Origin of the sequence: Sandaracinus amylolyticus (genome assembly GCF_021631985.1) — a bacterium.
Taxonomy (GTDB): Bacteria; Myxococcota_A; Polyangia; order Polyangiales; family Sandaracinaceae; genus Sandaracinus; species Sandaracinus amylolyticus_A.
Genome location: NZ_CP070225.1, coordinates 5,876,275 through 5,900,639 on the forward strand (window position 1 = coordinate 5,876,275; position 24,365 = coordinate 5,900,639).

Below are 24,365 nucleotides of genomic sequence, written 5' to 3' on the forward strand. Positions count from 1 at the left end.
GAGCGAGCAGAGCGCGCGACCGCGCGCGGCGCGAGCGAGCCTCCGCTTCCCGAAGCTCTCACCGAGCTGCGCACGGCAGCCGCGAGTACCGGCCCGCCAGACCCTCCACCCCGCGCCTCTCACCGAAGCGCTTCCGTTCCTAGAGGATCTGCTCGCTCATCGTGAAGTGATCCCGCACCCACGTGCGCAGCTTCGGCATGCCGAACCGATCCAAGAGCGGCAGGAACGCGCGCTCGACACGATCCTCGCGCGTGATCGTCTCGAAGCTGCGCACCCCGACGTCGTGCGCCGCGAGCACGAAGGGCATCACCTCGGTGCGCCCTTCGTCGAACGCCTCGAACAGCATCGTCGCCTTCAGGTACGCCGCGGACACGTCGGCGAACCCCGGGCGCACGCCGCGGATGTGGCGGCTGAACGGCTCCGCGATCACGCGGCGATCGGGCAGGTCGCGCAGGCCGTACTGCTCGAGCTGGATCTTGAAGAACGCGCTCGCGCTCACGCCCGGCAGGTCGCGCTTGCGACGCTCGGCCTCGTATCCCTCCGCGACCACCACCAGCGCGTGCTCGGCCTTCGAGAGGCCTTCCGCGATCTCGCGCAGCACCTCGTCGGGGAACGAGAAGAACGGCAGCACGATCAGGTGCGCGCGCGCCGCGACGCCGCAGTTGAGCGCGTGCCTGCCCGAGCGATTGCCCATCATCTCGAGCAGGTAGATCCGCTTGTGCGTGTAGCTGTCCTCGTAGAGGCCGCGCGCGATCTCCGCGCCCGCCTCGACGCCGGTGAGGAACCCGATCGCGCGATCCCCGCCGACGTCGTTGTCGATCGACACGTTCACGAACGCGGTGGGCGGGCGCTCGTCGCCGAACGACTGGAGCCACGCCTTGCAGCCCTCGAACGTGCCGTTGCCTCCCACGCACACGAGGTGGGTGAAGCCCTGTGCGCGGAACGTCTGCGCGGCGAGATCGCGGGTCTCGCGCTGATGGAACCCGAGGTAGCGCTCCGAGCGGAAGTCGCTGCCCGCGTCCTGCACCCGACGCCCCATCGAGCGCGCCGGGATGTTCTGCGCGAGCAGCTCGTAGCGCTCGCGCCGCGAGACCACCATGCGCTCGAAGCGCAGCTCGTGGGTCGCGTCGCCCGTGAGCGAGCGGAAGCCCTCGGTCGCCGCCCACACCTCGAAGCCGCGCCGCGTGCCCTCCTCGGTGAGCGCGACCGCGACCGACGAGTAGCCGGGCGCGTTGCCGCCATCGAACACGCACAGGAGACGACGCTCGCCGCGCGGGACGCGCGAGGGGCGGAGGAAGGGATTGGTCGGCTCGGTCATCGCACCGGATCGGTAGCGTCGAACCGGGTGTCACCGCAAGCCTGAGTGTCGCCCACGGGGCGCATCGCCCCACGCGATGAGCGTGGTACATCGCGCCCCATGACGAGCCGACGCACCCTGGTCCTCACGCGCCGCGAGGTGGAATCGGTCGCGACGATGCCGATGGCGGTCAGCGCCGTCGAAGAGGCGTTCGCCGCCCACGGTCGCGGCGAGGCGCGCATGCCGCCCAAGGTCTATCTGGACCTGCCCGAGCACGACGGGGACTTCCGCGCGATGCCCTCGGCGCTCGCGCACGTGGCCGGCGTGAAGTGGGTGAACAGCCATCCCAAGAACCCGGCGCGCCACGGCCTGCCCTCGGTGATGGGCGTGTACGTGCTCTCCGATCCCGAGACCGCGCTCCCGCTCGCGATCCTCGACGCGACGTGGCTCACCGCGCTGCGCACCGGCGCGGCGGCGGCGGTCGCGTCGAAGCACCTCGCGTCGGGCGCGCCGCGCACCGTCGGGTTCGTCGGCTCGGGCGTGCAGGCGCGCACGATGCTCGCGGCGCACCGCGTGGTGTTCGGCGAGTCGTTCGAGCCGCTCTTCTCGGATCGCGATCCCGCGCTCGCCGAAGCGCTGGCGCGCGAGCTCGGCGGTCGCGCGGTGAGCGTCGAGGAGGCGAGCCGCGCCGACGTCGTGAACACCTCGACGCCGTCGCGCACGCCGGTCGTGAAGCGCGCGTGGCTGAGCGCGAGCGCGCACGTGAACGCGATGGGCGCCGACGGCCCCGGCAAGCAGGAGCTCGATCCCGACATCCTCGACGCCGCGCAGGTCGTGATCGACGAGCCCCACCAGGCCGAGCACTCGGGCGAGATCAACGTGCCGATCCACGACGGCCGCTACGCGCTCTCGAAGGTCGCGGGCACGCTCGGCGAAGTGATCGTCGGCGCGGCGACGATCGATCGCGGCGCGCTCACGGTGTTCGACTCCACGGGCCTCGCCATCCAGGACGTCGCGCTGGCGTGGCGCATCGTCGAGGCCGCGCGCGCGAAGAGCGTCGGCGTCGAGCTCGATCTCGTCGGCGTGGGCTGAGCAAGCGTCCAACATCGGCTCGCCCGCTCAGGGCCCTCCCGTCCACGTGCTCCGCACGCTCCCGTGCGGGCCCTGCGCGAGCGAGCACTCCAGCTCAGGGCGCGACGTCGAGCCAGCTCGTCGCGCGCGTCGCGCCGATCGCGTCGAGCGCGCGCGCGTAGTCGACGATCCCGCTGAGCTCGTGGGTCGCCGGCGAGAGCGGTGAGCCCGCGAGCCAGTCCGCGGGCGGCCGGTAGATCGCGCCGAGCGTGAGCCGCATCGTGATCGCGGGCCCGTCGTCGCCGCGCACCTCGACCCAGAGGACGGGGAGCACGGTCGTCGAGACCGGCTCCTGGTGCCAGCCGACGCGGTAACGCAGGGGCGCCCGCACCTCGCGTTCGCCGGCGATCCGCACGAACGCGCCCGCGCGATCGCGCCCCACCTGGACCACGCTGCGCAGCCTCCCGCGCGCGAGCCACGCGAGGAACGCGCACGCGAGCGCGAGCACGCCCGAGAGCGCGAGCACCTCGGGCAACATCGCGCGCACGTTCGCGTCGAAGACGCCGAGCACGAACGCGAGCGCGAAGAGCATCGCGAGCGCGCCGGGGACCGCGTAGGTCCACTCGCCGCGCTTCCGGATCGCACCGCGCTCGAACGTCACGTCCGCCATTCGTTCACCAGAGGAAGTCGGGGCCGAGCTGGAGCACGGGCGCGCGCCCCGGGAACGCGCAGCCGCTCGCGCCGCGCGCGACCTCGTCGCCGTGCTCGTCGCGGATCGTGAGCTCGAGCTCGGCTCCGTCGCACATCTCCCAGGGCGCGGCGTGATCGCCGCCGGGCTCGGTGCCGCACGCGCCGCGCGTGACCGTGGACAGCGCGAGCGTGCGCGACGTGCCGGGCGCGAGCGTGATCGCGCCTTCGTGCTCGACGCGCAGGCGCGGACCGGGGTCGCGGTGCGGGTGATCGCCGCGCGCGTCGATCTCGAGGACGCGCGGCGCGTCGCCGAGGTTGCGCAGCTCGATGCGCCCGGGCTCGCACGCGATCGCGATGCGGCGCAGCTCGCGCTCGGCGCGCGCCGCGTGGTGCTCGGCGCGCGCACGGAGCGCCCCGTTCGCGAGCAGCGCGAGCCCGAGCACGAACGTCACCGGCCCGTTGAGCCACAGCCACACGCCGCGCGCGTCGAAGACCGGCAGGTACTGCCCGGCCGCGCGCGCCCCCTCGCGCGCCAGGAGGTGACGCCGGCGGTAGGGCCACACGAACGCGCCGATCGCGACCGCGATCAGGCCGAAGCCGAGCGTCAGGACGGTCTCGTCGCGCACGCGCAGAGGATACGATCACGCGGCGACGGCTCTCCCGACACGATCCCCTCCGTCGGCGGCTCGATCCCCTCCGTCGGCGGCTCCATCCCCTCCGTCAGCAGCCCGATCCCCTCCGTCGGCGAGCCGATCCCCTTCGTCGGCAGCCCGATCCCCTCTGACGGCAGCCCGATCCCCTCCGTCGACGAGCAGGGTCCCCGGCGTCGACGACGGGGGTCCCCTCTCCGCGTGCGCCGCGCCCCGTCACACGCGACGCGATCCCCAGCGGACCGGCGCGCTCGCCCCGAGGGAGCGCGCTCGGCCTCGCGCGGGACCGCGTGACCCGACGACGGGATCACGACCGGCGTCGCGAGGGACTGCGCGGCGCGACGACAGGAGCGCGATGCACCACGCGAGGGACGTCGTCGGCCGAGCGAGGAGCGCGATCCGCCACGCGAGGGACCTCGTCGTCGTCCGAGGGCGCTCGCCGCGAGATGACGGGAGCGGCCACGTGCGGCGCGGGGCAGTACCATCGCGCGCGATGCAGCCATTCGAGTCGGACGTGATCGTCGTCGGCGCGGGGTTCGCCGGGCTCTCCGCGGCGCGGCGGCTGTGCGCCGCCGGGCGTCGCGTCGCGCTGATCGAAGCGCGCGATCGCGTCGGCGGGCGCGTCTACACCGAGACCCATCACGGCACCGCGATCGATCTCGGCGGGCAGTGGCTCGGGCCCACGCAGGACCGCGCGCTCGCGCTCGCGAAGGAGCTCGGCCTCGCGACCTATCGGCAGCACGTCGAGGGACACAACGTGCTGCACTTCGCGGGCAAGCGGCGGCTCTTCCGCGGCACCGTCCCGCGCGTCGACGCGGCGTCGCTCGCGGCAGTCGGCTGGGTGTGGTTCCGCCTCGATCAGCTCGCGAAGGAGGTGCCGCTCGATGCGCCCTGGGAGGCGAAGCAGGCGAGCGAGTGGGACGCGACGACGCTCGACACGTTCCTGCGCACCCACGCGCCGACCGAGGGCGCACGCAAGCTGCTGCGTTATGCGATGGAGACGGTGTTCGCGGCGGATCCCGCGGACCTCTCGCTGCTGCACGCGCTCTTCTACATTCGCTCGGGCGGTGGGCTCGATCGACTGCTCTCGAGCGAGAACGGCGCGCAGCAGGATCGCGTGGTGGGCGGGATGCAGCGGCTCGCCGAGGCGCTCGCGGCGAAGCTGCCCGAGGGCGCCCTGCGCCTCTCGACGCCGGCGCGCGTGATCGAGCACGACCGCGACGGCGTGGTGGTGCGGAGCGACGACGCGGCGTTCGCGGGCTCGCGCGTGATCGTGGCGCTGCCGCCGATGCTCGCGGGGCGACTGCGTTATGCGCCCGCGATGCCGAGCTCGCGCGATCAGCTCACGCAGCGCGTGCCGCAGGGCGCGGTGATCAAGTGCATCGCGATCTACGAGCGCGCGTGGTGGCGCGACGAGGGATTGTCGGGCCACGCGATCACCGACGTCGGTCCGGCGCACGTGCAGTTCGACGCGTCGACGCCCGAGGGCACCCCGGGTGTGCTGCTCGGCTTCATCGAGGGCGCGGCGGCGCGCGAGTGGAGCGATCGATCGCACGCCGAGCGACGGGACGCGGTGCTCGCGTGCTTCTCGCGCTGCTTCGGCGTGCGCGCGGGGCTGCCGGTGCACTACGTCGACAAGAGCTGGACCGAGGACGAGTGGAGCCGCGGCTGCTACGCGGGGTACTTCCCGCCCGGCGTGTGGACGAGCTCGGGCAAGGCGCTGCGCGCGCCGGTGGGGCGGGTGCACTGGGCGGGGACCGAGACGGCGACTGTCTGGAATGGGTATATCGAGGGGGCTCTTCGGTCCGGGGAGCGGGCCGCGGAAGAAGTCCTGCGAAGCTCTCGGTGAGAGGCGCGAGGGGGTGGGTCCGGCGGCCGGTGTGCTCGCGGGCTGCTCTTCGATCGCTGTGAGAGAGTTGGGCAGCGGTGGGCGCATCGCGGCGCGCGCGTTGCGCTCTGCCGCGATGCTGTCGTCAGTCTGTGGTCGGCCTCGGCGAGCCCCCGTCGCACGAGGCCGCCGGACCCACCCCCTCGCGCCCGAGACCGCGGTTCTGCCGCCTCGCTTGGTTGGGTGGACGATGGCTCGCGACGGAGTCGCGCTGTTCGCGCGCCTCCGACGCTCGCGCGTAGCAGCGCGCGCTCCGCGCGCGACTGGAGCCGATCGGGGCCGAGGAGGACGCGGCCTTCTGCATGCGTTCGTGCGCGTGCAGGGCCGTTCGCGATCAGAACTCGATCGTCAGCCTGATCGCGGTCGGGCCCAGCGCGAGGCCGACCTGGCGCTCCAGCGTGCGGCGGCGCTCTTCGAGATCGTCGCGGTGCGTGTCGCTCTGGCGCTCGAGGTACGACGCGCGGCGATCCGCGAAGCTGGCGCCCGAGAGCAGCACTGCGCTCACCAGCGCGGTCGCGAGGCCGCCGATGATCCACTCCGGCGCGTCGTAACAGCCGAGGTCCGCCTCCGCGACACACGCGCTCTGCAGCGCGGCGATCACCAGCGTCGACGCCGACGCGACCGCGAGGCCCACGCCGCCGACGTAGAGCGCGACCGCGAGGAGGCGCTCCTGGCCCGCCGCGTCCATCTCGCGCTGCAGCGCGAGCTCGTCGATCTGCAGGCCCGCGAGACGGCGCGCGGCGCTGCGCTGCTCCGCGCTCGGTGCGACCGGCGAGTCGAGCTGCTCGGCGCTCGGTGCGACCGGCGAGCCGAGCTCCTGCGGGGGCGCCGCGTCGACCGAGGGCGCCGCGTCGACTGGCATCGCGTCGGTTGGCGGCGTGTCGAGTGGCAGCGCCGTGTCGGCTGGCAGCGCCGTGTCGACGGGAGGCGCCAGCGCCTCGGCGGCGTCCTGCGCGTGCGCGACGTCGCACCACGCGAGCCCGACTACGAAAACCCATCCCGCGAGCGCGAGTCTCGTCACCAACCTCGGGTCGACCGTGCTGCGCGGGTTTTCCAATCGACCTGACCGCCTCACGTGCGCATCTCGCCCCGTCGCGGGCGCAGACAAGCCGCACGCGCGCGGTCCCCTCACTGTACGACGGGCGCCGGTCTCGTGCCGGCGCCGTCGACCGCGTGCTTGGCCAGCTTCCCGTCTTTCATGATGACGAGCAGCTTCGCGCTCGGGTCCCCGAGCAGACCGATGTCGGCCAGCGGATCGCCGTCGACCAGGAGCAGGTCCGCGAGCGCGCCCTCCCTCACGATGCCGAGCCGGCCGGGGTACGGGTTGCGCTCGCCGGAGAGCGCGAGCAGCTGCGCGTTGTCGTGCGTCGCGAGCCGGAGCACCTGCGCCGGGGTGAACCAGCGCAACATCTTCGCGAGCTGCGCGCCCTGGCGCTCCGCGAGCTTGGCGTCGAAGAGCACGTCGGTGCCCCACGCGAGCTTCACGCCGTGCTTCTTCGCGAGCGAGTAGGCCCGGTCCGTCCCGCTGAACACCCGTCGTGCCTTCGCACGCCCCTCGGGGGTCGGCAGCGGATGCGCGTCCTCGTCGTCGAGGAACGTCTGCATCGACCACCAGACGCCGCGGTCCGCGATCATCGCGGCCGTCTCGTCGTCGACGAGGTGGCCGTGCTCGATGCACTGCACGCCTGCACGGATCGACTGCTGGACCGCACGCGGCGTGTAGGCGTGCACCATCACGTAGGTGCCCCAGTTCTCCGCGCACTCGACCGCTGCGCGCATCTCGGCCTCGGTGTACTGCGTGACGTCGATCGGATCGTAGGGCGACGAGACGCCGCCACCCGCCATCACCTTGATCTGCGACGCACCGAGCATCAGCTGCTCGCGCGACGCGCGCAGCACCTCGGAGACGCCGTCCGCGAGCGCCGCGGCGCCGAGCCGCTCCGTGTACGAGAGGTGCGCGCAGCAATCGCGCGGCACCTCGTGGCGCGCGCGGAAGTCTCCGTGCCCCGACGTCTGCGAGATGAAGGCGCCGCTCGGGTAGATGCGTGGACCGGCGCACACGCCGGCATCGATCGCGCGCTTCAGCCCGAAGGCCGGGCCACCGGCGTCACGCACGGTGGTGAACCCGCGCATCAGCGTTCGCTCCGCCTCGCGCGCCGCGGCGATGTGGATGAACCCCGGATCGGCGGTCATCAGCACTTCGGGAGAGAGCGTCACGAACGTCGCGTGCCAGTGCGCGTCGACGAGGCCGGGCATCAACGTCCTGCCGGCGCCGTCGATCACCTGCGCGTCGTCGGCACCCGCGATGGGCGAGGTCGAGATCGCGTCGATCACGTTGCCGCGCACGAGCACGTGCGAAGGCACCGAGAGCGCGCTCGATGTCCCGTCGAAGATGCGGACGTTCGAGAAGAGCGTTGCCCTCGGCTCGGAGCTCAAGGCGAGGCCTCCAGCGTTGACCAACGCTAGCTAGCCCCGCGCGGGCCGAGCGCCGACCCGCGACGCGGGCTAGGCGACGACGGCCAACGCGCGGCGCGGACGCGCGCTCGGCAGCGCCTCGAACGCGCGCTTCCAGTCCGCGAAGCGTCCGCCCGCGTGCACTGCGTCCATCACCGCGCGCCCCTCGGCGCGACCGCCCTGCGCGAGCACCCACTCGATCCACGCCCACCGCGCGCTGGTCGCGCGCACGTCGACGCGTCCCTTGGTGCCACGGCGCAGCTGCTCGAGGCGCTCCTCGACCGGCTTGATCCCCGCGAAGGGCAGGCCGTCCATCGGCGTGTTGCGCTTGCTGACGAAGGGCGCGATCCCGAGCGACAGCGGCGCGATCTTCGAGAGCTCGGTCGCGAACACGATCAGCTCGTCGATGTCCTGCGCCTCTTCGCCGGGCAGGCCGACCATCATGTAGAGCTTGAGGCGCTCGAGCCCGTGGGTGCGCGTGAGCTCCGCCGCGCGCAGCAGATGACGCTCCTGCGCCTTGCGCTGCACCTGATCGCGCAGCCGCTGGCTCGCGCCGTCGCTCGCCGTCGTCAGCGTGCGATAGCCCGCGCTCTTCAGCGCCGCGACGAAACGATCGTTGAGGCGATCGGGGCGCAGCGACGAGAGCCCGACCTCGCGCCCCTGCCCCGCGAGCGTCTCGACGATGTCCGCGATCTTCGGGTGATCGCTCACCGCCGCGCCGACGAGCCCGACGCGGCGCGCGTCGTCGGGGATGAGCCCGAGGATCTTCTCCATCGGCACGATGCGCATGCCGCCGTTCGTGCTGCGGCGCATCACGCAGTAGGCGCAGCCGCGCGAGCAGCCGCGCTCGGCCTCCATCAAGAACATGTCGCGCAGCTCGGTGTTCGGCGTGCGGATCGCGGCGTACGCGGGGAGCTTCTCGAGGTCCGCCTTCGCGACGTGCGGCATCTCGTCGCCGTGGATCGAGGGCACGAAGCACGAGTCGATCTCGCGCGCGAGCGCGGCGAGGATCTCCTGCTTCGATCCGCCCGCGCCGAAGATGACGTCGAGCGCGTGGTGGATCGTCTCGTCGCACTCGCCCATCAGGATCGCGTCGGCGAAGGGCGCGAGCGGCAGCGGGTTCGAGAACGTCAGCGGCCCGCCGCACAGCACGATCGGATGGCGCGGCCCGCGCTCCTCGGCGAGCGGCGGCATCCCCGCGAGCTCGAGCGACTGCACGACGCCCGCGAGCTCGATCTCGTACGCGACGCTCATCGCGACGACCGGGAAGTCCGACACCGGGCGCTCGGACTCGTAGGTCAGCAGCGGCAGCCGCGCGCGCTGCCACGCGCTCACGTCGTCGGGCAGGAACGCGCGCTCGGCGGAGCGACCGCTCGCGTGGATCTCACGGTAGATCTGCTGGAACCCCAGCGAGCTCATGCCGGTGTGGTAGGGGCTCGGGTACACCAGCGCGATGCGCTCGGCGGCGTGGCTCGAGAGCGTGCCGATCTCCGCGGCGAGCCGCTCTCGGATCACCGCGCGCAGCTGGCTCGCGTGGGATGACTGCTTCATGCGCGAGCGCCGAGTATGGGACGGGCACCTCCCGAGCGGTAGGTGTCCACCGGGAGTGCTCGGCCGCGGGGTGCGTGCGGAAGGACCCGCGGTGCCCGAGCCGATTTTGCCCTCAGATCCGCAACCACAGCGCGAACGTCATCGTGGTGTTGGGGAGCGCGTACACGAAGTAGCGCACGTTCTGGTCGCCGTCGTAGCGGTGCAGCGCGAGCTGGACGACCACCACCGAGAGGTCGAGGCGCGTGTCGATCGTCGAGCGCAGCATCACGCCCGGCTGCTCGATCCACACGTACGCGCGCTGCTCGAGGCCCAGCACGAAGCGCACGCCCGCGGGGTCGCCGAGGCTCATCGCGATGCGGCCCGAGGGCTCGACCCACGAGCCACCGGGCAGCGTGCCGGCGCGCCCGCCGACGTCGCCTTCCGCCTCGATCCACGCCCACGGCGCGAGCGTCATGCTCGTCCATCCGCCCGCGCTCGCGTCCGCTGCGACGCCGACGCGGACGCCCTGCCCGTCGGGGTGGTACTCGTAGAGCCACACGCCGGTGTTGAGATCGTAGCGGCTGAACTCGTGCCACCAGCGCTGCTGTCCGGTCGCGCCGATCGCCACCACCTCCTCGCGGTTCGAGACCTCCATCGCCATGCCCCAGCGGATGCGCCACGGCCCGAGCCCGCGCCGGATCCCACCACCGAGCCGGAACCGGCTGAGCTCGTGGAAGTGGATCGGCAGCGTGGCCTCGTGCATCGGAGGCAGCCCGCTGATCGAGCGCGTGAAGAGCGCGCTCGAGACGTCGAGCTCGAGGGTCCCGCGATCCGCGATGTCGTAGGACATGCCGATCGACGAGGCGTGGGTGCGCCCGAGATCGTCCCCGTCGAGCTCGGGCCCCGCCATGCGCGCGTAGGTCCCGAAGAGCAGGTTGTCGTTCTCGATCGCGAGACGAAGCTCGAAGGGTCCGTCGCGTGGCACCGGTGGAGGATCCGCGTGCGCGACCGACACGATCGCGAGCCACGCCACGATGGCTGCGCGCCACGGCGAGGGCCCCGCGCACGCCCGCACGCGGGCGCACCCCTCGCGCGGCGCGTGCGAGCACGCGCGCATGCTGTCGCTCCCACGACGCGCGATGCCCCCGCGCGCTCCGCCCGAGCGCGCGTGCCGCCGTCTCGGCGCACCGCACGACGGCGCGCTCTCAGCAGCTACGTGGGATCACGCCGGAGAGCCCACAAGAACTCACGGACGCAGTCGTTCCACCACGGGACGTCCGGTCGCGCGGGCCTCGCCGCGTAGCTCGATCTCGCGCACCTGCATCGGTCCGTCGAGGTGCACGAACACGTGATCGAGCACCGCCTCCTCGCCCGCGATGTCGGCCTGCACGGTGCCCACGCAGCGATCACCGGCGGGCTGCACGAGCGCAAGCAGGCGACGCTGGGGGAACGCGCTCAGGCGCAGCTCGATCCAGCTCCCGTTGGGCTCGCTGACGCGCACTGCCTGCTGCGCGATGCCGTAGCCCCGGCGATCGAGCACCGAGAGATCCCCGAGCAAGGCCTGCCCCGGCTCGAAGCGGCGCCAATACGCGAAGATCGGTGAGTGCGACGCGGGCGCGCACTGCTCGTCGAGCCGCACGCCGTAGTCCACGCGGTTCCGATCGTCGGACTTCGCGATGTAGAAGAGCGTGGGTAGATCGAACTCGCCGATCCGGGGGTCGGCCCGGGCGATCGAGGCGATCACGACCAGCGCGAGCGCGACCAGCAGGGAGACGCGAGCTACGGACACGGCGATCCTCCGCCGCTCCCATCTATGCACCGTTCACTGGATCGCGCTGAAGATGCGATCCCAGCGAATGTACGCCTCGTTCGACCAGTAGATCGCGAGCGCGCGGCCCTTCACGCGCGAGATCGGGATCATGCCGACCCGCGGATTGCGGCTGTCGTTGCTGCGATCCCGGTGATCTCCGAGCACGAAGATGTGGCCCGGCGGCACGACCACCGGCGACATGCTCTCGGGCACGCTCAGCATCGAGTGGCTGGTGCGCCACAGCTCGCCGTTCGCGCCCTCCTCGATCCACTCGCAGTCGGTCGGGTCCTCGCTGCTCTCTTCCTCGAGGCAGGGCCCGAGCACGCGGCGATGGATGGGCTCGCCGTTGCGCCACACGACGTCCTCGCGGATCTCGATGCGATCGCCGGGCACGCCGATGACGCGCTTGACGATGTCGATGTCGTCGTAGGGGCTCTTCACGATCACGACGTCGCCGGGGTTCGGCATGCCCCAGCTCACGACGGCGTCGCTCGTGAACGGCAGGAAGAGCCCGTAGGGGAACTTCGCCACGACGACACGATCGCCGTTGAGCAGCGTGGGCTCCATCGAGGGCCCGTCGATCTCGAACGCCTCGAAGAGGACGATGCGGATGAAGAACGCGAGCAGCACCGCGCCGCCGATCGTCTTCATGTTCGACTTGGTGCGGCGCCAGCGCTCCTCGTCGCTCTCGCGGATCGCAGCGGCCTTCGCGGCGGCGGCGGGATCGGTGGGATCGCGGGGGATCCCGATCTCGCCGAGCTCGTTGCGCAGGTCCGCGGGCTTCGTCGGCTTCGTGGGATCCTCGCTCATCCGTGCACCGTCGGGCCGAGCGGGAGCGAGGTGGCGAGGCGTGCCTCGCGCTCGGCCAGGGTGCGCAGGCGCGCCCGCGCGTCGGACTCGCCGAAGCGCTGCTCCGCGAGGCGCGCGAAGAGCCGGTAGTGCGTCGCTTCGGAGGCCATCAGGTCGCGATAGAAGAGGCGCAGCGTCCCGTCGCCGAGCCCCTCCGCGAGCAGCTTGAAGCGCTCGCACGAGCGCGCCTCGATCAGCGCGGAGATGAGCAGTCGATCGAGCAACGCAGGGACCTCGTCGGCGTCCTCGCGCGCGACCTTGCGGAGCGCGACGACGTAGCCGTCGGTGGCGGGCATGCCGAGCGTGCGACCGCGCGCGCGCAGCTTCTCCTCGACCTCGCGGAAGTGCTCGGTCTCCTCGTGGGCGAGCGCGACGAGCGGCGCGACCATCTCGGGCATCTCGCCGCCGTGGCGACCGACCAGCGAGAGCGCGGAGTGAGCAGCCTTGAGCTCGCAGTGCGCGTGATCGGAGAGCAGGCGATCGAGGTCTCCCTCGACCGCGAGCAGCCATTCGCGGTCGGTGGGTGCGAGCAGGCCCAGCATGAAGCGCCGAACGCTATTGCGACGCCCCCTCCCGGTCAAGGAAGGCAGGAATCACAAGAGCGCGAGCAGGCTCGCGACGATCGAGAACGCGAAGCAGCTCAGGCCCAGGATCAGGAAGAGCCCGATCGCCTTGAGAATCAGGATGCTGCGCAGGTGTCCGAACGCGCTGACGAGCTGGTGCAGCGCGTCGGCCGTGCGCTCGTCGCGATGGCGCCGCACCACCCGCCCGAAATGCCAGCCCGCGAGCAGGCTCCAGAGCCCGATCGCCCCCGAGATCACGGCGAGCGCGGCGCTCGGGACGCTGCCCCGGCCCTGCGCCCACTGCGCCGCGAACACGCCGCAGATCGCGAGCGTCACGACGCCGGTCACGCCCAGCCAGCCCGCGAGCGAGCGCACCATGCGCGCCTCGGTCTTCCCGAACGGCACGCGCTCGGGCGGCGCCACGGCGGGCGCGGGGATCGGCTCGGGCTCGGAGACCGGCGCGGGCGTGAGCGCCGGGGTCTTCACCACCGGATCCGACTCGCGCACCACGATCGGCACGCTCTCGCTCGAGTCGGGCGCGGGCGGCGGCTCGGAGATCACGAGCTCGAGGCGGCGGGGCGTGGGCGCGGGCGTGGGCTCGCGCGCGCTCTCCTCGCGGCGTCGACCTTCGCGCAGCTCCGGCGGCTCGCCGGTCACGCCCATCCCGGGAGCGCCCATGCGAGCAACGCCGCGAGCGCGAGCAACGTGAACAAGGCCTCGATGCGGTAGTACCCGCGCACCCGGCGCAGCGCGTTCTCGAGGTGGTGGCGATCGAGCTCGTCGCCGTGCACCACGCGCTCGAGATCCTCGGCGCCGTCGATCAACATCACGCCGCCCCAGAGCAGCAGCGCGCCGAGCAGCGAGACCGCGATGCCGACGCCGAGCAGCATCTCGAGCGTGACCTCGCCGAGCGTGATCAGCGGCGGCGTGGCGTCGGCGGCCTGGGCCGCGCTCGGCGTCGCGAGCGCTTCGGTCGTGCCGTACGCGATCGCGATGCCCATCACCGTCAGCATGAGCGCACCGCCCGCGAGCACCTGGAAGCGCCCGAGCAGGCCCATCCAGCGCGACATGCTCTCGACGATGCGCGCGTCGCGCGGATCGAAGGGGATGCGCGAGAGCGCTCGATCGTGAACGGACTCGCGTTCCACGGGGTCGGACATGGTACCGCGTCGCGGGCTCCGACGAGCCCCGACGAGCGCGGATTCAGCCACACCGGAACGCCGCGCGTGGTATGAGGCGCGCTGCCTCGGACATGCGGACGCTCGCGATCGACACTTCGGGCGACTTCGGCGTGGTCGCGATCACCGACGGCGGAGAGGTCCGCGTCGAGATGCACAGCCGGGTGCGCTCGCGGCACGGAGAGACGCTGCTGCCGACGATCGAGCGCGCGCTCGCGCTCGCCGAGCTCGACGTCGCGGCGATCGATCTGCTCGCGGTCGGGCTCGGGCCGGGATCGTTCACCGGGGTGCGCATCGGGGTCTCGACCGTGAAGGGGCTCGCGCTCGCGCGCGGCACGCCGGTCGTCGGGGTGCGCACGACGCGGGTGATCGCGCGGGGGCTCTTCGGCGCGCTGCGGGTGCCGGTGATCGACGCCCACAAGGGCGAGGTGTTCGTCGCGGTGTACGAGGCCGACGCGCGCGGTGCGCTCACGACGCGCCTCGACGAGACCCACGGCCCGCCGGAGCGCGCAGCGCAGGCGATCCGCGACGTGATCGGCGCTGTGTTGGCTGGCTCGCGGGCTGAGCGCCGCGAGGTGACGCCGGTGCTCGCGGGCAGCGGTCTCGCGCTGTACCGCGATCGTTTGCTCGGCGCGCTGGGAGACGTGATCACCGCGCCGCGCGTGCTCGACGTGCCGCGCGGCGCGCTGCTCGCGCTCGAGGCCGAAGAGGCGCTCGCGGCGCGCGGGCCCGACGATCTCGCCTCGCTCGAGCCGCTCTACGTGCGCGCCTCGGACGCGGTGCTGCCCGGCTCCTCGCGCGACGCCTGACCGCGCGCCGCACGGTAGAGCCGCTCGTAGAGGCGCGCGCTGCGATCCCACGAGTGATCGATCGTCATCACGCGGTGCTGGAGCGCGCGGAACGCCGCGGGCTGGGTGAACGCCGCGAGCCCGCGCTGGATCGCGGCGAGCATCGGCTCACCGCCCTCCTCGTCCCAGAGGAACCCGCTGCCCGAGCCGAGGCGCGCGTCGCAGTCGACCACCGCGTCCGCGATCCCGCCGGTGCGGCGCGCGATCGGGAGCGCGCCGTAGCGATGCGCGTGCATCGCGCGCGCGCCTCCGGCATCGCTGGGGCTCGGCACGATCACGAGATCGCTGGCGCCGAGCGCGCGATGGACCGTCCCCTGATCCGCGTCGTGCCGCACCGCGATGCGATCCGACCAGCGCTGCGCGAGCGCGACGAAGCGCGAGACGATCGCGGGATCGCTGCCCGGCTCGGTCACCACCACGAGCTGCACGTCGTTGCGCAGCAGGCGCGGGCCGATCTCCGCGAGCACGTCGAACCCGCTGCCCGCCGCCGCCACGCCGATCGCCGAGACGAGCGCGACGTCGCCGCGCACCGGGAGGCCGAGCTCCTTCTGCATCGCGCTCTTGCAGCGCTGCTTGCCGTACGCGCCCTTGCCCTTCTCGGTGGGCGAGCCCGCGACGTCCATCGCGTCGAAGCGCGCCTCGAGCCAGGGATCGGTCGCGGCGTTCCACACCGAGACGTCGACGCCCTCGAGGATCCCCGCGAGCGCCCGGCCGCGCGCCCGCAGCGCACCCTCGAGCCCGCCCGCGCTCTCCGTCGCCTCGCGCGCCGAGGTCGGCGAGGGCGTGGTGATGCGCGATGCGGTCTGGATGCCCGCCTTGAGCGGCGAGAGCTTCCCGTAGAACTCGACGCCGTCGATGCGCCACCACTTGTCGGGCACGCCGAACGTCGCGAGCTGCGCGCGATCGTAGCGCCCGTGCGACGCGAGGTCGTGCATCGTGAGCACCGTCGGGATCGCGGCGAGCGCGGGATCTTCGCGCATCAGCACGGGCAGCATCGCGGTCTGCCAGCCGAAGCAGTGCACGACGTCGGGCAGCGCGTCGCGGCGCTTCATCAGCTCGATCGTCGCGCGCGTGAACGCGCCCCAGCGGGCCGCGGTGTCGGCGCCGGTGTCGGTCGCGGACGCGTTGCGCGGGAAGAGCGTCTCCTCCGCGAGGAACGCGAGATCGACGCCGCCCGAGCTGCGCCCTTCGAAGAGCGGGAGCGCGCGCTTCTGGCCGTCGATCTCGACCTCGATCTTCACGAGCCGTCGCGCGAGGTGCTTCGACGCGGGATCGATCGACGCCCACAGCGGCGAGAGCACCGTGACCTTGTGACCGAGGCCCCGCAGCGCCTTGGGCAGCGCGGCCGCGGCCTCGCCCGCGCTGGTGGCGCGGCTGTAGGGCGCGATCTCGGCGGTGACGACCAGGATGTCCATGCGGCGCCGGGCATACCACGGCGCGCGCCGTACCTCTACATGCGTCCCGTGAGCGACTACGCTGCGCGCCGTGGATCGTCGCGGTTGGATCGTCTTCCTCGTCGTGCTGCTCGGGATCGGCGGCGCGCTCGTGGGCTGGAACGCGTGGATCGAGGCCGAGGAGCGCGCCGACGCGGAGCGCCGCGAGGCACGGCGCGCCGAGCGGATGCGCGAGGCCGAGGAGCGCGTGGCGCGGCTGATCGAGGAGAGCCGAGAGTTGATGCCCGCGGTGATCGAGGGCGTCGCGCTCGGGCAGACGATCGACGAGGTGCGCGCGGCACGTCGCGCGATCACGCCGGCGCGCGATGCAGGGCGCGGCGGCCTCGTGATGATGGAGGAGCGGCTCTCGAACGGCGGTCAGGCGATGTACGGCTTCGATCGCCAGGCCCAGCGCCTCGTGCAGGTGCAGGTGCTGAGCATGATGCCGACCACCGCGGCGATCGCGCCGCACCTCACCGCGATGCGCGACACCTACGGCACGCCCACCGGCATCTGGGACTGCCCGACGACCGGCGGGGTGCCCACGCGTCGCTTCACGTGGCGTCGCTCGCTCACGACGGTGAGCGACGTGTTCCTGATCTACGGCGATCGCGTCTCGGTCACGCTCTACATCGCGACGAGCGAGCAGATCGGGCGGAGCCTGCAGATGGCGAGCTGCACCACGGTGCCCGCCGACCGCGTCGAGCAATTCCCGGTCGTGTCGCCCGAGCAGCTGCAGCAGATGCAGGGCGGGCGCTGATCACGTCATCGATCGGGTGGGCTCCCACTCGAGCTCGGCCCACGCGATGTGCACGTCGCGAGCGTCGCGCCGCATGATCACGCCGTCGTCGTCGATGCGCAGCAGGGTGCGGTCGACTCCGTCCGCGACGCGCTCGGGCGCGGCGATCGCGCCGTCGGCGAGGTCGACGATGCGCGGGCGGTGCGGGGCTTGATCGAGGCGGAGCAGCACGTAGCGCGGCCCGCTGAGCGGCGGCGCGTCGCGCAGCGCGACGCTCGCGCGGTCGTCACGCCGGTGTCCCGCGCTCGCTTCCACGCCGGGCCGGATCGACGGATACGAGAAGCGCCCGTCGACGATCAGCACGTGATGATCGTAGGTCGCGAGCCACACGAGCTCGGACGCGCCGACCTTCGCGATCACGTTGCGAGGATGACGTCGGAGCAGCGCGCGACGGCGCTCGGCGGGCATCGCGCTGGGCACTGCGCGCAGCCACGCATCGACCTCGGGCGCGCCGGCGTGGGCCTCGGCGTGATCGTGCACGCGCGCATCGGTGCTCGCCCGGCGCGCCGCCGCGATCGCGGGACCGAGCGCGGCGCGCTCGAGATCCATCATCCGCCGTCCGAGCTCGTTCGTGTGGTCGTAGCGCCGCGCGCCGGGGCCCACGACGTCGCGCGCCGCGATCTCGATCACACGCGCCTCGAAGGGCTCGGAGATCCAGCGCTCGACCGTCTCGAGCAGCGTGTCGCGCTCGGAACGCCCGGTCGTGCGCGCCGCCCAGCGCAGCAGCGCTTCCTCGCGCTGCAGGAGCCGGAGCGCACGCCCGAGCGCAGCGTCGAGCTCGTCCATCGTGGCGAGCATCGTGCCCCGAAATCGCTCGGGTGGCGCGCGGCCCCGATCCCGATCGTGCGCGTGGCCGCGCGCCGCGCTCACCCGCTCGCGCAGATCGACGACACGCCCTCGGAGCGCCACGCCGAGAGGAGCTCGTCCGGTCTCGTGCCCGCTTCGGCCGCGGCCGCGCACGCCGCCTCCTCGAGCGATCGTGCGACGCGGGCGCGCTCGCTCCAGCCCACCACGCCGATCGCCGCACGCGCCACCACGCGTGCCAGCGCGCGCCGGGGCCCCGATCCTTCGATGACGAGGTAGAAGCGCTCGATCTGCGCGGCGGTCGCCCGCATCATGCTCGCGAAGCGCGCGCGCACGTCGGCGTCGGGCGGCGTGAGCGAGCGCGGCACCGCGACGAGCACCAGCGGCGCGGATGCACGCCCGAACCCCGAGTGCGTCTCGGCCTCGAGCCGATCGACGTCGATCGCGGTGGGCGCGCCCGTCCAGCGCACGCCGAGCACGCGGCCGTTCAGAGCGGACTTGTAGGGCATGTCGTCTCTCGCTCCCTCCGCGGCGCGACGGAGCAATCGACGCGCCGTGATACGCGGCCCTATCCTCGCGCCCATGCGCGCGCTCCTCGCTCTCTCGTGCCTGCTCGCCGTCGCATGCTCGTCGCCCGCCGCCGAGCCCAGCGCTCCCGCCGCGCCCGAGGCGCCGCCGCCCGCGGTGGTCGCGCCCGACACCCACGCCACGCCCGAGGAGTCGAGCGCGACCGAAGCGTGCGCACGCGTGATCGTGGTCGCGTGGTCGGGCGCCTCGCACGCGCCGGCCTCGATCACGCGCACCCAGGACGAAGCGCGCGCACGCGCCGAGCAGCTCCGCACGGGCCTCGTCGCGGGGAACGACGATCTCGCGACGCTCGCGCGCACCGAGAGCGACGCCGCGTCGAGCGGACCGCGCGGTGGGCTGCTCGGGACCTACACGCGCGAGGACTGGCCCGCGGCGCACGAGCCGATCCGCGACGCGATCTGGGCGCTGCGAACCGGTGCGATCAGCGACGTGCTCGAGGCGCCCTACGGCTACGTCGTCGCGCAGCGGTGCCCGGTCGAGCACGTGCACACGCGACACGTGCTCGTGCGCTACGCCGGCGCGCGCAACGCCGGCGCGGAGATCACACGCACCCGCGAGGAGGCCGAGGCGCGCGCACGCGAGCTGCTCGCGCGAGCCCAGGCGCCGGGCGCCGACTTCGCCGCGATCGCGCGCGAGGAGAGCGAGGACGCGAGCGCCGAGCGGGGCGGCGACGTCGGGGTGACCGGCCGCGGCCGTCTCGCCCAGGCCTACGAGGACGCGGCGTACGCGCTCGACGAGAACGGGATCGCGGGGCCGATCGAGAGCGAGTTCGGTTTCCACGTGATCCAGCGCCTGCCCGAATGAGCGCGCGGCTGCGCATCGTCGCGGTCAACGACGTCTACTCGCTGCGCAACCTGCCGCGCCTCGCGAGCCTGGTGCGTCATCACGCGACCCACGATCCCGCGGATCGACTGCTCGTCGTGGTCGCCGGCGACTTCGTCGCGCCGAGCGTGCTCTCGAGCCTCGATGCCGGCCGCGGGATGGTGGACTGCCTGAGCCAGGTGCCGATCACCCACGCGATCCTCGGCAACCACGAGGACGACATCGAGCCCGATCAGCTGCGCGCGCGCCTGCACGAGCTGCGCGCCACGGTGCTGCTCAGCAACGTGCACGGCCTCGACGACTCGTTCCCGACGACCGAGGTGATCGACGTCGCCGGCGTGCGGGTCGGGCTGATCGGCATCACGAGCGGCGACCCCGCGCTCTATCGACGACCGCCGTTCGGCGGCGCGCGCGTCGATCCCGCGAACGAGACCGCGCGCCGGCTCGCCGATGCGCTGCTCGCCGACGGGTGCGCGTGCGTGCTGCCGATCACCCACCAGCGCGCCGATCACGATCGCGCGCTCGCGCGCACCGAGCCGCCCTTCCCCGTGATCATCGGCGGCCACGAGCACGACGGGCTGCTCGAGCAGATCGGCGCGACGTGGCTCGCGAAGGCGCCCTCCGATGCGGTCCGCGCGACGGTGATCGATCTCGTGTGGACGAAGGGCGCGCTCCCCGAGGTGCACGCGCGCTTCGACGCGGTCGCCGACTTCCCCGAGGACGAAGCGCTGCGCGCGCGCGTCGAGCAGCACCTCTCGCAACTGAGCGACCTCGAGGACGCGACGCTCTCGATCCTCCCGCCCGGCGTGACGCTCTCGTCGATCGGCACGCGCGTGCATCAGACCTCGATGGGCTCGCTCATCTGCTCGCGCCTGCGCGACGTGTTCGAGGCGGACGGCGCGCTCTTCAACGGCGGCGGGATCCGCGGCGCGCGCGAGTACGAAGGCCGGCTCACCTACGGCGACCTGCAGAGCGAGGTCCCGTTCGACAACGAGATCGTCGTCGCGCCGCTCCCCGGCGCGGTGCTGCGCGACGCGATCGCGACGTCGCGCGCGAACGCGCCGGTCGAGTCGGGCGGGTTCCTCCAGGTCGACGATCGGATGATCGTCGACGGACGACACCAGCTCGTGCAGGTCGGCGGCGAGCCCTTCGACCCGGAGCGCGTCTATCGCATCGCGCTGGTGCGGAACCTCTTCGACGGAATGGACGAGGTGATCCCGCTCGTGCGCTTCGCGGCGGCACACCCCGACGCGATCCCGACCCCGACGACCGGGCGCGAGGTGAAGGCCGCCCTCGTGAGCGCGTTCTGCACGACGCTCTGGGAGCAGCTCGGTGGGTTCGACGCGATCGATCGCGACGACGACGGGAGCGTCACGCGCGACGAGGTCGCGCGCGCGATCGGGCGCACCGGAGGAGCCCCCTCGCCGACCGCCGCACGCGTGGTGATCGACGCGCTCGATCGCGACGGAGACGGGAGCGTCACGCGCGACGAGATCGACGACGATCGCTGACGCGATGGCGTCGATGTCGCCGATCGCGCGCGCGGGTGTGCCAGCGCTGCAACGATGCGGTGCCGATACCGCGCTCTAGCGAACCTGCTAGACCTCCGCCGATGTTGCACGCGCTCCCAGCCCTCTCGAGCGGCGCGTCTGCCCGCGTGGGCAAGTATCGCGTGCTCGGAAAGCTGGGCGAGGGCGGGATGGCGGAGGTCTTCCTCGCGACCGCCGATCACACGCCGGGCTTCCACAAGCTGCTCGTGCTGAAGCTCCTGCGCGAGTCGCTCGCCGAAGACCCGCACGCCGTCACGATGTTCCTCGACGAGGCGCGGCTCGCAGCGCGCCTCAACCACCGCAACGTCGTGCAGACCTACGAGGTCGGTCGCGCCGGCACGCGCTACGCGATCGTCATGGAGTATCTCGAGGGCGCCTCGTGGGGGCGCCTTCGCCGGCTCGCCGAGCGCGACGAGCGCAAGCTCCCGCTCGCCGCCGGGCTGCACGTGCTGAGCGAGGCGCTCACCGGGCTGCACTACGCGCACGAGCTGCCCGACTACGACGGCAGCTCGCTCGATCTCGTCCATCGCGACTTCACGCCGAACAACGTCTTCCTGACGCTCGACGGCCAGGTGAAGGTGCTCGACTTCGGCATCGCGAAGACGCGCGCCAACGTCTCCGAGACGCGCACCGGCGTGTTCAAGGGAACCGTGCGCTACATGGCGCCCGAGGCCCTGCTCGCCGAGAAGGTCGACCGCCGCGCCGACATCTACATGGCGGGCGCGATGCTCTGGGAAGTGCTCGCCGGACAGCGCATGTGGGCGGGCAAGGAAGACGCCGCGATCATGCACAGCACGATCGCGGGCTCGGTGCCGCCGCCGACGCGCTTCGATCAGAAGGTGCCGCGCGCGCTCGAGGCGGTCGCGCTCAAGGCGCTCGAGAAGGAGCCCGATCAGCGCTACGCGAGCGCGCTCGCGATGCGCGACGCGCTGCGACGCGCGATGGACGAGTCGGGCATCGCGTACGGCACCGATCAGCTCGCTGCGGTGGTCGACGAGCACGCGGGCGAGAGCTGTCGCGGGCTGCGCGAGCAGGTCGCGCGCGAGCTCGCGTCGGGCGACATCGCGCTCGGGGATCGCACTTCGCCGTCGGTCGCGAGCCTCGAGGCGCCCGCGCCGACGACCATCGGCACCGGCACCGGCTCGATCACGCCGCCGCCGAGCTCGCCGAGCCGCGCGCCGCGCGCGATGGGCGCGGTCGCGATCGGCGTCGTCGCCGCGCTCGCGGTGTGGGCCGTGATGGCGTCGCGCGAGCCCGATCCCGCACCCGCCGCGGTGCTGCCCGTCGCGCAGTCGGTGCCGAGCGCGCCCGGCGCGATGCCGGCGCGCATCACGGTGCGCATCGCGGCCGAGCCGCTCGACGCACGCATCGAGATCGACGGGCGCACGGTCGAGGGCAATCCCGTCGAGCTGCAGACCGAGCGCGACGAAGCGACGCACGTGGTGCGTGCGCGCGCGCCGGGCCACGAGCCGCAGACGATCGAGGTGCGCTTCGATCGCGACGTGCACGCCGCGCTCACGCTGACTCGCACCCCGGTGCGCAGCGCATCGTCACGTCCCGCCGCGTCGTCGCGACGTCGCGCCGCGAGCGCACCCGCGCCCGCGCCGGTCGCCACCACCGCGGCGCCCGAGCCCGCACCGGCGCCTGCGCGTCCCGCGGCGCCGCCCGAGCCCGCGGCGGACGATCACGACTTCGATCGCACGCTCGCGCGACGTGCCCGCGCGCCGCGCCCGATCGACACGGAGGATCCGTTTGCCGACTGATCGCGTCCTCGCGCTGGGCGCGCTCGTGATGCTCGGTGGCTGCTCGGCGCTCTTCGACGCCGATCGAGCGCAGTGCTCGAGCGACGAGGACTGCAGCGCCGAGATCACCGGGCAGAGCGGGCTCACCTGCGTGTCCGGTCTGTGCACCGGGAGCACCGACGATCAGTGGTACTGCGCGGGCCGCCCCGAGCTGCCGAGCCCGCCGGTGCCGATCACGCTCCATCGCGCGTTCGTCGATCTCCAGACCGGCGCGCCGGTGCAGGTCGAGGTGCGCGTGTGCAACGGCCTCGACGCGACGTGCGCGTCGCCCGCGTTCGGTCCGGTGACGAGCGATGCGAACGGCCTCGTCGCCCTCGAGATCACCAGTGGTTTCGAGGGGTTCCTCCAGGTCACGTCCGAGACGCACCTGCCGAACATCATCGTGCTCAGCCCCGCCGCCGTCAGCGAGACGACGCCCTCGCCGCAGCCGCAGGTGACCGCCGAGGGCTACGCGCAGCTCGGCGTCGCCGCGGGCACGCCGCCCGATCTCGCGAACGCGGGCCACGCGTTCATCGGCATCTTCGCGTGCCCCGGCGAGTCCGCGGCGGGCGTGAGCTTCGAGGTCGATCGGACCCTCAGCACGACCGCGCGCTACTACCTGCAAGCGGGCGTTCCTTCGCTCTCGCTCGATCGCACCGACCCATCGGGCCGCGCGGGGTTCGTGAACCTGCCCGAGGGCATCGTCACGTTGACCGCGACCGACAGCGCGAGCGGCGAGATGCTCGGGCGCGTCGCCTTCCTCACGCGTCGCGGATGGATCACCTCGGTCGGCTTCGGTGGTGACGATGTCTCGCGTTGAACGGGCGTTCCTCGTGCTCGCGTTCGTGATCGCCGCGCTGGCGCCGCTCTCGGCGCGCGCCGACGAGCCCGACGTCGAGCAGGCGCGCGAGCACTTCGAGCGCGGCGTCGCGCTCTACGAAGAGGGCGGCTACGACGCGGCGCTCGTCGAGTTCCAGCAGGCCTACGAGCTCGCGCCGAGCTACCGCATCCTGTTCAACCTCGGGCAGATCTACTTCCAGCTGAACGACTACGCCGAGGCGCTGCGCACGTTCGAGCGTTATCTCGAAGAGGGCGGCGACGAGATCCCCGCGGAGCGGCGGCGCGCGGTCGAGCGCGACGTCGCGACGCTGCGCGAGCGCGTGGGGACGCTGGTGCTCGAGGTGAACGTCGACGGAGCGACGGTGCTGCTCGACGACGTCGCGATCGGCACCACGCCGCTCGAGCCGCTGGTGGTGGACATCGGGCGCCACGTGCTGCGCGTCGATGCGAGCGGATATCGCAGCGACACGCGGCGCATCACGGTCGCGTCGCGCGAAGAGGTCGAGCTCTCGATCGTGCTCGAGTCGGGCGCGAGCGAGGTGGCGCCCGAGGAAGCGCGCTCGGGCGGAGGCTCGGCGCGCGCGGCGGCGCTGTGGACGCTCGGCGCGGCGGCGCTGCTCACAGGCGCGGGCGCGGGCGTGGCGTTCGGGTTCGCGTACGACGCCGACACCGATCTCGATGCGGCGCTCGGCACCTTCCCCGCCGACGCGGGCGTGGTGCAGTCGGCGCGCGATCAGCTCCGCGCCTCGGCGCTCGCGGCGGACATCCTGGGCGGTGTCGCGATCGCGTCCGCGGCCGCGTTCGTGATCGTGCTCGCCGCGACGAGCGACGACGACGGCGGCGAAGAGCGCGCGGAGCCGCAGCCCGAAGCGCGCCTCGAGCTGCGCCCCGGCGGCCTCGCCGTGCGCGGCACGTTCTGA

General features: G+C 72.9%; 24 protein-coding genes. 9 read left to right on the forward strand and 15 right to left on the reverse strand.

Annotation, left to right across the window (positions count from 1 at the left end; all coding sequences use genetic code 11):
• Nucleotides 1-139: 139 nt before the first annotated feature.
• Nucleotides 140-1,318 carry a 6-phosphofructokinase gene (locus tag I5071_RS24860; protein ID WP_236515311.1) on the reverse strand — a complete coding sequence of 393 codons (1,179 nt, stop codon included), beginning with the start codon at nucleotides 1,316-1,318 and terminating at the stop codon, nucleotides 140-142.
• 99 nt (nucleotides 1,319-1,417) lie between these two features.
• Here I5071_RS24860 and I5071_RS24865 point away from each other — a divergent pair, with 99 nt between their 5' ends.
• A complete protein-coding gene (locus I5071_RS24865; protein ID WP_236515312.1) occupies nucleotides 1,418-2,389 on the forward strand; it encodes an ornithine cyclodeaminase family protein in 972 nt (323 codons plus the stop codon).
• A 94-nt stretch (nucleotides 2,390-2,483) separates the two neighbouring features.
• On the opposite strand, the gene I5071_RS24870 is transcribed toward I5071_RS24865, so the two are convergent.
• Nucleotides 2,484-3,038, reverse strand: a complete 555-nt coding sequence (locus I5071_RS24870) for a hypothetical protein (RefSeq protein WP_236515313.1) — start codon at nucleotides 3,036-3,038, stop codon at nucleotides 2,484-2,486.
• 4 nt (nucleotides 3,039-3,042) lie between these two features.
• Nucleotides 3,043-3,684, reverse strand: a complete 642-nt coding sequence (locus tag I5071_RS24875) for a hypothetical protein (RefSeq protein ID WP_236515314.1) — start codon at nucleotides 3,682-3,684, stop codon at nucleotides 3,043-3,045.
• A 517-nt stretch (nucleotides 3,685-4,201) separates the two neighbouring features.
• Here I5071_RS24875 and I5071_RS24880 point away from each other — a divergent pair.
• Nucleotides 4,202-5,557 (forward strand): flavin monoamine oxidase family protein, encoded by a 1,356-nt coding sequence (locus tag I5071_RS24880; protein WP_236515315.1) that lies wholly within the window; start codon nucleotides 4,202-4,204, stop codon nucleotides 5,555-5,557.
• A 373-nt stretch (nucleotides 5,558-5,930) separates the two neighbouring features.
• Here the strand turns inward: I5071_RS24880 and I5071_RS24885 are convergent, their stop codons facing one another.
• From I5071_RS24885 to I5071_RS24925, 9 genes are all read right to left on the reverse strand, one after another.
• Nucleotides 5,931-6,617, reverse strand: a complete 687-nt coding sequence (locus I5071_RS24885) for a hypothetical protein (RefSeq protein ID WP_236515316.1) — start codon at nucleotides 6,615-6,617, stop codon at nucleotides 5,931-5,933.
• Between the two features lie 107 nt (nucleotides 6,618-6,724).
• A complete protein-coding gene (locus tag I5071_RS24890; protein ID WP_236515317.1) occupies nucleotides 6,725-8,032 on the reverse strand; it encodes a metal-dependent hydrolase family protein in 1,308 nt (435 codons plus the stop codon).
• 69 nt (nucleotides 8,033-8,101) lie between these two features.
• Nucleotides 8,102-9,601, reverse strand: coding sequence for a radical SAM protein (locus I5071_RS24895; protein ID WP_236515318.1), 1,500 nt, complete (start codon nucleotides 9,599-9,601; stop codon nucleotides 8,102-8,104).
• Nucleotides 9,602-9,713: 112 nt separating this feature from the next.
• Complete coding sequence (locus tag I5071_RS24900) at nucleotides 9,714-10,697, reverse strand: hypothetical protein (protein WP_236515319.1); 984 nt, start codon at nucleotides 10,695-10,697, stop codon at nucleotides 9,714-9,716.
• A gap of 129 nt (nucleotides 10,698-10,826) precedes the next feature.
• Nucleotides 10,827-11,369, reverse strand: a complete 543-nt coding sequence (locus I5071_RS24905; protein WP_236515320.1) for a DUF4833 domain-containing protein — start codon at nucleotides 11,367-11,369, stop codon at nucleotides 10,827-10,829.
• A gap of 33 nt (nucleotides 11,370-11,402) precedes the next feature.
• Nucleotides 11,403-12,200, reverse strand: coding sequence for a signal peptidase I (gene lepB / locus I5071_RS24910; protein WP_236515321.1), 798 nt, complete (start codon nucleotides 12,198-12,200; stop codon nucleotides 11,403-11,405).
• Nucleotides 12,197-12,781, reverse strand: a complete 585-nt coding sequence (locus I5071_RS24915) for a tRNA-(ms[2]io[6]A)-hydroxylase (protein ID WP_236515322.1) — start codon at nucleotides 12,779-12,781, stop codon at nucleotides 12,197-12,199. Before I5071_RS24915 ends, lepB begins: the two co-directional genes overlap by 4 nt.
• Before the next feature lie 51 nt (nucleotides 12,782-12,832).
• Complete coding sequence (locus I5071_RS24920; RefSeq protein WP_236515323.1) at nucleotides 12,833-13,480, reverse strand: hypothetical protein; 648 nt, start codon at nucleotides 13,478-13,480, stop codon at nucleotides 12,833-12,835.
• A complete protein-coding gene (locus I5071_RS24925) occupies nucleotides 13,456-13,950 on the reverse strand; it encodes a hypothetical protein (RefSeq protein ID WP_236515324.1) in 495 nt (164 codons plus the stop codon). The genes I5071_RS24920 and I5071_RS24925 overlap by 25 nt, the downstream gene beginning before the upstream one ends.
• Nucleotides 13,951-14,054: 104 nt before the next feature.
• Between I5071_RS24925 and tsaB the strand changes: the two genes are divergently transcribed.
• Nucleotides 14,055-14,789, forward strand: coding sequence for a tRNA (adenosine(37)-N6)-threonylcarbamoyltransferase complex dimerization subunit type 1 TsaB (gene tsaB / locus I5071_RS24930; protein WP_236515325.1), 735 nt, complete (start codon nucleotides 14,055-14,057; stop codon nucleotides 14,787-14,789).
• On the opposite strand, the gene I5071_RS24935 is transcribed toward tsaB, so the two are convergent.
• Nucleotides 14,738-16,243, reverse strand: coding sequence for a glycogen synthase (locus I5071_RS24935; protein ID WP_236515326.1), 1,506 nt, complete (start codon nucleotides 16,241-16,243; stop codon nucleotides 14,738-14,740). The genes tsaB and I5071_RS24935 overlap by 52 nt on opposite strands.
• 70 nt (nucleotides 16,244-16,313) lie before the next feature.
• On the opposite strand from I5071_RS24935, the gene I5071_RS24940 reads away from it, so the two are divergent.
• On the forward strand, nucleotides 16,314-17,021 hold the full coding sequence (locus I5071_RS24940; protein WP_236515327.1) for a hypothetical protein: 708 nt from the start codon (nucleotides 16,314-16,316) through the stop codon (nucleotides 17,019-17,021).
• On the opposite strand, the gene I5071_RS24945 is transcribed toward I5071_RS24940, so the two are convergent.
• Both I5071_RS24945 and I5071_RS24950 read right to left on the reverse strand, forming a co-directional pair.
• A complete protein-coding gene (locus I5071_RS24945; protein WP_236515328.1) occupies nucleotides 17,022-17,846 on the reverse strand; it encodes a hypothetical protein in 825 nt (274 codons plus the stop codon).
• Between the two features lie 80 nt (nucleotides 17,847-17,926).
• Nucleotides 17,927-18,373 (reverse strand): hypothetical protein, encoded by a 447-nt coding sequence (locus I5071_RS24950; protein ID WP_236515329.1) that lies wholly within the window; start codon nucleotides 18,371-18,373, stop codon nucleotides 17,927-17,929.
• Nucleotides 18,374-18,446: 73 nt separating this feature from the next.
• Here I5071_RS24950 and I5071_RS24955 point away from each other — a divergent pair, with 73 nt between their 5' ends.
• The 5 genes from I5071_RS24955 to I5071_RS24975 all read left to right on the forward strand — a co-directional run bounded on the left by I5071_RS24955 (nucleotide 18,447) and on the right by I5071_RS24975 (nucleotide 24,365).
• Nucleotides 18,447-19,256, forward strand: coding sequence for a peptidylprolyl isomerase (locus tag I5071_RS24955; protein ID WP_236515330.1), 810 nt, complete (start codon nucleotides 18,447-18,449; stop codon nucleotides 19,254-19,256).
• Nucleotides 19,253-20,785, forward strand: coding sequence for a 5'-nucleotidase C-terminal domain-containing protein (locus tag I5071_RS24960; protein ID WP_236515331.1), 1,533 nt, complete (start codon nucleotides 19,253-19,255; stop codon nucleotides 20,783-20,785). Before I5071_RS24955 ends, I5071_RS24960 begins: the two co-directional genes overlap by 4 nt.
• Nucleotides 20,786-20,886: 101 nt before the next feature.
• Nucleotides 20,887-22,587: a serine/threonine protein kinase gene (locus I5071_RS24965; RefSeq protein ID WP_236515332.1), complete on the forward strand. Its 1,701-nt coding sequence runs from the start codon at nucleotides 20,887-20,889 to the stop codon at nucleotides 22,585-22,587.
• The gene (locus I5071_RS24970; RefSeq protein WP_236515333.1) at nucleotides 22,577-23,425 is read left to right on the forward strand and encodes a hypothetical protein; all 849 of its coding nucleotides are present in this window, start codon (nucleotides 22,577-22,579) and stop codon (nucleotides 23,423-23,425) included. The genes I5071_RS24965 and I5071_RS24970 overlap by 11 nt, the downstream gene beginning before the upstream one ends.
• Complete coding sequence (locus tag I5071_RS24975; protein ID WP_236515334.1) at nucleotides 23,412-24,365, forward strand: PEGA domain-containing protein; 954 nt, start codon at nucleotides 23,412-23,414, stop codon at nucleotides 24,363-24,365. The genes I5071_RS24970 and I5071_RS24975 overlap by 14 nt, the downstream gene beginning before the upstream one ends.

Excerpts from the sequence above, each read along its gene's own strand:
- I5071_RS24860 (WP_236515311.1), bottom strand. The coding sequence starts at position 1,318 with ATGACCGAGCCGACCAATCCCTTCCTCCGCCCCTCGCGCGTCCCGCGC.
- I5071_RS24865 (WP_236515312.1), top strand. The coding sequence starts at position 1,418 with ATGACGAGCCGACGCACCCTGGTCCTCACGCGCCGCGAGGTGGAATCG.
- I5071_RS24870 (WP_236515313.1), bottom strand. The coding sequence starts at position 3,038 with ATGGCGGACGTGACGTTCGAGCGCGGTGCGATCCGGAAGCGCGGCGAG.
- I5071_RS24880 (WP_236515315.1), top strand. The coding sequence starts at position 4,202 with ATGCAGCCATTCGAGTCGGACGTGATCGTCGTCGGCGCGGGGTTCGCC.
- I5071_RS24895 (WP_236515318.1), bottom strand. The coding sequence starts at position 9,601 with ATGAAGCAGTCATCCCACGCGAGCCAGCTGCGCGCGGTGATCCGAGAG.
- I5071_RS24900 (WP_236515319.1), bottom strand. The coding sequence starts at position 10,697 with ATGCGCGCGTGCTCGCACGCGCCGCGCGAGGGGTGCGCCCGCGTGCGG.
- lepB (WP_236515321.1), bottom strand. The coding sequence starts at position 12,200 with ATGAGCGAGGATCCCACGAAGCCGACGAAGCCCGCGGACCTGCGCAAC.
- I5071_RS24915 (WP_236515322.1), bottom strand. The coding sequence starts at position 12,781 with ATGCTGGGCCTGCTCGCACCCACCGACCGCGAATGGCTGCTCGCGGTC.
- I5071_RS24920 (WP_236515323.1), bottom strand. The coding sequence starts at position 13,480 with ATGGGCGCTCCCGGGATGGGCGTGACCGGCGAGCCGCCGGAGCTGCGC.
- tsaB (WP_236515325.1), top strand. The coding sequence starts at position 14,055 with ATGCGGACGCTCGCGATCGACACTTCGGGCGACTTCGGCGTGGTCGCG.
- I5071_RS24935 (WP_236515326.1), bottom strand. The coding sequence starts at position 16,243 with ATGGACATCCTGGTCGTCACCGCCGAGATCGCGCCCTACAGCCGCGCC.
- I5071_RS24945 (WP_236515328.1), bottom strand. The coding sequence starts at position 17,846 with ATGGACGAGCTCGACGCTGCGCTCGGGCGTGCGCTCCGGCTCCTGCAG.
- I5071_RS24950 (WP_236515329.1), bottom strand. The coding sequence starts at position 18,373 with ATGCCCTACAAGTCCGCTCTGAACGGCCGCGTGCTCGGCGTGCGCTGG.
- I5071_RS24955 (WP_236515330.1), top strand. The coding sequence starts at position 18,447 with ATGCGCGCGCTCCTCGCTCTCTCGTGCCTGCTCGCCGTCGCATGCTCG.
- I5071_RS24960 (WP_236515331.1), top strand. The coding sequence starts at position 19,253 with ATGAGCGCGCGGCTGCGCATCGTCGCGGTCAACGACGTCTACTCGCTG.
- I5071_RS24965 (WP_236515332.1), top strand. The coding sequence starts at position 20,887 with ATGTTGCACGCGCTCCCAGCCCTCTCGAGCGGCGCGTCTGCCCGCGTG.
- I5071_RS24975 (WP_236515334.1), top strand. The coding sequence starts at position 23,412 with ATGTCTCGCGTTGAACGGGCGTTCCTCGTGCTCGCGTTCGTGATCGCC.